At 59.9% G+C, this 499-nt stretch carries 1 protein-coding gene; it reads right to left on the bottom strand.

The window, feature by feature from the left end; translation table 11 throughout:
• Window positions 1-72: 72 nt before the first annotated feature.
• On the bottom strand, window positions 73-499 hold a 427-nt coding region (locus tag IV512_RS19725; protein WP_209406480.1), incomplete at its 5' end, for a hypothetical protein.

Genomic DNA, 499 nt, shown 5'->3' with positions numbered 1-499 from the left:
AGCCCCGACCCGCAACGGACGGGGCTTTTTCGTGGGCGAAAGCAATGCGAGACCGTTGATCGGGCCCGGGCTTCATCGGCCTAAAATGATATGGGACGCATCGCTAATGCGATCCGAGTGGTCGAACAGCCGATAGTGCGCGTGACGTAGGCGCTCGATGACTAACGGAGCAAATCGGACCGCGTCGCGAACGTCATCCTTGGGAACGGACCAAGTCGTAGGTTTTGGATGGTCAACCAGCTGTCTGTAGGTGTCGAGCTCCTCAGCTAGCGCAGACTCCTCTGCGGACAGAGTGATAGGCCCACCATATTCAAGGCGTCCTGCCGCCTGGATCGCAGCGACTGCCTCAGCGAACGAAAGGGTCCGCTCCGCGGGATAGGTGAGCTCCGGCCGCGCATCCCGCTCGCGCAAGTACTCAATATGCTTGCCAGCTAACTTTTCTGGATACGCTCCCACACCAGCGGATCCGACCAGAGCGCCGATCATAGCTGCCAAGCTC

It is taken from the genome of Pseudozobellia sp. WGM2 (genome assembly GCF_017810075.1).
Taxonomy (GTDB): domain Bacteria; phylum Bacteroidota; class Bacteroidia; order Flavobacteriales; family Flavobacteriaceae; genus JADNYK01.
This window is presented reverse-complemented; position numbering and strand designations above follow the sequence as displayed.